Annotated in this window: 3 protein-coding genes and 1 pseudogene; 2 read left to right on the forward strand and 2 right to left on the reverse strand. The window is 71.2% G+C overall.

The window, feature by feature from the left end:
- Window positions 1-283: pseudogene (locus tag ACFVYN_RS41115) on the reverse strand (hypothetical protein); the annotation flags it as partial.
- Window positions 284-491: 208 nt separating this feature from the next.
- Here ACFVYN_RS41115 and ACFVYN_RS41120 point away from each other — a divergent pair.
- Window positions 492-2,663: a SpoIIE family protein phosphatase gene (locus ACFVYN_RS41120; RefSeq protein ID WP_390007983.1), complete on the forward strand. Its 2,172-nt coding sequence runs from the start codon at window positions 492-494 to the stop codon at window positions 2,661-2,663.
- A 101-nt stretch (window positions 2,664-2,764) separates the two neighbouring features.
- The gene (locus ACFVYN_RS41125; RefSeq protein ID WP_390007986.1) at window positions 2,765-2,956 is read left to right on the forward strand and encodes a hypothetical protein; all 192 of its coding nucleotides are present in this window, start codon (window positions 2,765-2,767) and stop codon (window positions 2,954-2,956) included.
- 69 nt (window positions 2,957-3,025) lie between these two features.
- Here ACFVYN_RS41125 and ACFVYN_RS41130 read toward each other — a convergent pair whose 3' ends face one another.
- On the reverse strand, window positions 3,026-3,442 hold the full coding sequence (locus ACFVYN_RS41130; RefSeq protein WP_390007989.1) for an ANTAR domain-containing protein: 417 nt from the start codon (window positions 3,440-3,442) through the stop codon (window positions 3,026-3,028).
- Between the last annotated feature and the right edge of the window lie 200 nt (window positions 3,443-3,642).

A 3,642-nucleotide genomic window follows, 5' to 3' on the forward strand; every position in this document is an offset into this window, starting at 1 on the left:
GGCACGGTCCCTCGCCGAGGGTGTACTGGATCTCCGCCAGGTGCGCGGAGACGTCATTGCTGGCACACAGCACCACGCCGGTGTCCGCGCCGTCCGCCAGCATCGAGATGGACAGCCCCGACACTTCCGGGATCAGCGCGACGCAGTTACGGCACAGGGCGCCGGGCACCTCGGACGGAGACAGGCCGCTCGTTCCGGCGATGAGTTCGCCGGCGATACGGGACCGCTCCAGGTTGGTCTCCTGTTCGGCGTCTCCGCCCCCCAGCAGGTCGTCACCCGGCATGTCCCTCACCTCCCGTCCCACTCCGCGCAACGGTTCCACCGGATCTTGGCACAGGCAAGGGGGTGCGGCCCGCAGCGGGCCCTCGCCCGGTCAAAGGGCCGATCACACCCGGGGAACGGCGTGCCGACCACTTTCCAGGGGCGTAGCGTCCTCGTAGGGGCAAGTTCGGGTACACGTCCGGGTACGCCAAAGACGCTGGAGGTGCCTCGTGACCAGCGCGGGTGATCTGGCCGTCGGCGACCACGACGATCTGGACGCCGTGTTCGCGCAGACGGTGCGCCGGACCGGCGCGTCCATCGGAGCCCTGTACCTGCTCACCCCCGACGAGCGGCTGCTGAGCCTGGACGCGCTGTGCGGGGCGCCGTCCGAGTTCGCCGCACCGTGGGCCAGGGTTCCGATGGCCGCTCCGGCACCGGTGGCCGTCGCGGTCCGTGAGAACCGCCTGGTGTGGGTGGGCAGCCAGGAGGAGATGGTCCGCGCCTACCCCCGTACCGCGGTGGTGCTTCCCTACCCGCTGGCCCTGGTCGCCGCGCCGGTGGTCGGTGTCCGGCCGTGGGGAGCGCTGCTGCTCATGTGGCCGGCCTCCCGTCCGCCGTACATGACCGGACGGGAGCAGGGGCACATCACGTCCAGTTGCCGGCACCTGGCCCGGCTGCTGGAGGACGCCGTCGCGCCCGGGAGGGCCCCGTCCGGCGACGGCCGGCCCCGTGTCGTGCCCATCGGGCGCCGGCCCGAGAGCCCGGCGATGGCCGCCGCCGACTTCGCCGAGCGCCTGCCCGGCGGAAGCTGCGCGCTGAACCTCGAGGGGCAGTTCACCTACCTCAGTTCCGCCGCCTGTCAGCTGCTCGGCTGCGAAGCCGGTCGTCTGCTGGGCACGCTGCCGTGGCAGTCCCTGCGCTGGCTGGACGACCCCGTCTACGAGGACCGTTACCGTGCCGCGGTGATCAGCCGCGAGCCCGTCTCGTTCACCGCGTGCCGCCCACCGGACCGTTGGCTGGACTTCCATCTCTACCCGGACGCCAGCGGCATCAGCGTCCGCATCGTTCCCAGCGGCGCCGAGCCCATGCCGTCCCCCGCGCCCGCCCGCAGCCACCGTACCGGCGCACCCGCCGACGCGGGCCGGCTCTACCAGCTCACCCACCTGGCCGCGGGACTGACCGAAGTCGTCGGAGTCCAGGACGTCATCGCGCTGGTCGCCGACCAGGTCATGCCCGCCTTCGGAGCCCAGGGTCTGGTCATGTCCACCGCCGACGCCGGCCGACTGCGGATCACCGGACACCGCGGCTACGACCCCGAGGCCATCGAGCGCCTCGACGGGCTGCCTCTCGACACCGACTTCACCCCGGCCGGGCATGTCCTCGACAGCGGCATCCCGGCGTTCTTCGCCGACCCGGAAGAGATGCGCCGCGTCTACCCGCAGGCTCCGCGGGCCAGCGGGAAGCAGGCGTGGGCCTTCCTGCCCCTGATCATCTCCGGCCGGCCCGTCGGCTGCTGTGTCCTGTCGTACGACCGGCCGCACCCGTTCCCGGCCGAGGAACGCGCCGTGCTGACCTCGCTCGCCGGGCTCATCGCCCAGGCCCTCGACCGCGCCCGCCTCTACGACGCCAAACACGACCTCGCCCACGGCCTTCAGCAGGCACTGCTCCCGCGAGTCCTTCCCCAGGTCCCCGGTCTGCGCGTAGCCGCCCGCTACCTGCCCGCGACCCGGGGCATGGACATCGGCGGAGACTTCTACGACCTGATCCGCCTCGGTGACAGCGCCGCCGCGGCCGTGATCGGCGACGTCCAGGGACACAACGTGGCCGCCGCCGCCCTGATGGGCCAGGTCCGCACCGGCGTCTACGCGCACGCGACCCTCGGCACGCCCCCGGACCAGGTTCTCGCCCGGACCAACCGGCTCCTGACCGACCTGGCCCCCGAGCTCTTCAGCAGCTGCCTCTACGCCCACTTCGACTTCGCCCGCCGACGTGTGTGCCTGGCCAGCGCCGGCCACCCGCCACCTCTGCTGCGCCTGCCCGACCGCGTCACCCGGCCCGCCGTCGTCCCGCCCGGACCACTCCTGGGAATCGACCCCGACGCCGACTTTCCCCTGACCGAGATCCCGCTGACCGAGGGCCTGATGCTCGTCTTCTACACCGACGGCCTGGTCGAGACACCCGGGGTCGACCTCGACGAGTCCATCGCCCACCTCGCGCGGCACCTCGCCCAGGCCGACGAGCGGGACCTGGACCTGCTCATCGACGACCTGCTCAGGAAGTCCGGCACCGCCGGGCAACGCACCGACGACGTCGCGGTCCTTGTGCTGCAGGCCATCTCGCAGGACAACTGGCAGGACATCTCGCAGGACCCGTCGCCCGACGGGTCCCACGACAGAACATGAACCACGGCCCGGGCCGGTACGCCCACCCGCACGCTTCGGCCGGACTCTGCGGGGAACTCGCCGGTCCGAAGGATCTCCGAGGTGAGCGAGGTGTCCTGGCAATGTCCGATCCACAGCAACCAGAACAGCGACGCAGCCAGAAGGGTGGCGGTACGCCCCAAGAGAGCGGCGAACTCAAGGCGCGCCAGCCGGAAACGGGGGAGGCCGGCCGCGCCCACGGCACCGACAAGGGGGACAAGGGCGGTGGGAAGGGCGGAGGAGTGCCGCCGGACCAGCAGCCCGAGCACCCGTGATGATCTCTCCCATGGGGAGGACCGGGCTGGAGCCGCATCGCCGACGACGCGGCTCCAGCCCGGCGCTCGCTAGACGCCGTCTCGGTCCGTGTCTGCCGGCGCCGGCCCTGGTGAGGGAGGTTCCGGCTCGCCTGTGTGGGGCCCGGAGGACCGTGCGGCGGCCAGCGCCTGGTCCAGAGCGGCGCGGACCTCGTCGGACAGCTGCCCGGTGTGGACCCAGTCCACGATCTCCTCGGAGACCTGCCGCAGTTTGATGTTGGTGTGCTGCGATACCTGTCGCAGCACTTCGAAGCCCTGGTCGGACCGCATGCCGCCCAGGCCGATGACCACACCGATCGCATGGTCGATCACGGCGTGCGAGACGATGGCCTCCTGCAGCTGGCCGATCTCCGTCTGCAACTCGCTGATCTTGTTCAGGAGGCTTTCCCGTCCTGGAACAGAGTGGACACCGGTTCGTCCGGGGGTGCCGTTCAGCGGGTTATCCATCGTGATCACATCCCAGAACCCGGGTCTCCCGCCCGGTTGTCGGCGCCGGAGCCGAATCGTGAGGACGACACTTCGACTATTACCCCAGAACGCCGCTTCTGTGCATCCTGCCTGACCGTCGCGTCCTGCCTAACCGTCGGCCCTTGCCTCGATGACGGTGTCGGGGGGGATGGTGCGGGTGACGAGGGCCTGGACGGTGT

Source organism: Streptomyces sp. NPDC058307 (genome assembly GCF_042880295.1).
Lineage (GTDB): Bacteria > Actinomycetota > Actinomycetes > Streptomycetales > Streptomycetaceae > Streptomyces.

Excerpts from the sequence above, each read along its gene's own strand:
- ACFVYN_RS41130 (WP_390007989.1), bottom strand. The coding sequence starts at position 3,442 with ATGGATAACCCGCTGAACGGCACCCCCGGACGAACCGGTGTCCACTCT.
- ACFVYN_RS41125 (WP_390007986.1), top strand. The coding sequence starts at position 2,765 with ATGTCCGATCCACAGCAACCAGAACAGCGACGCAGCCAGAAGGGTGGC.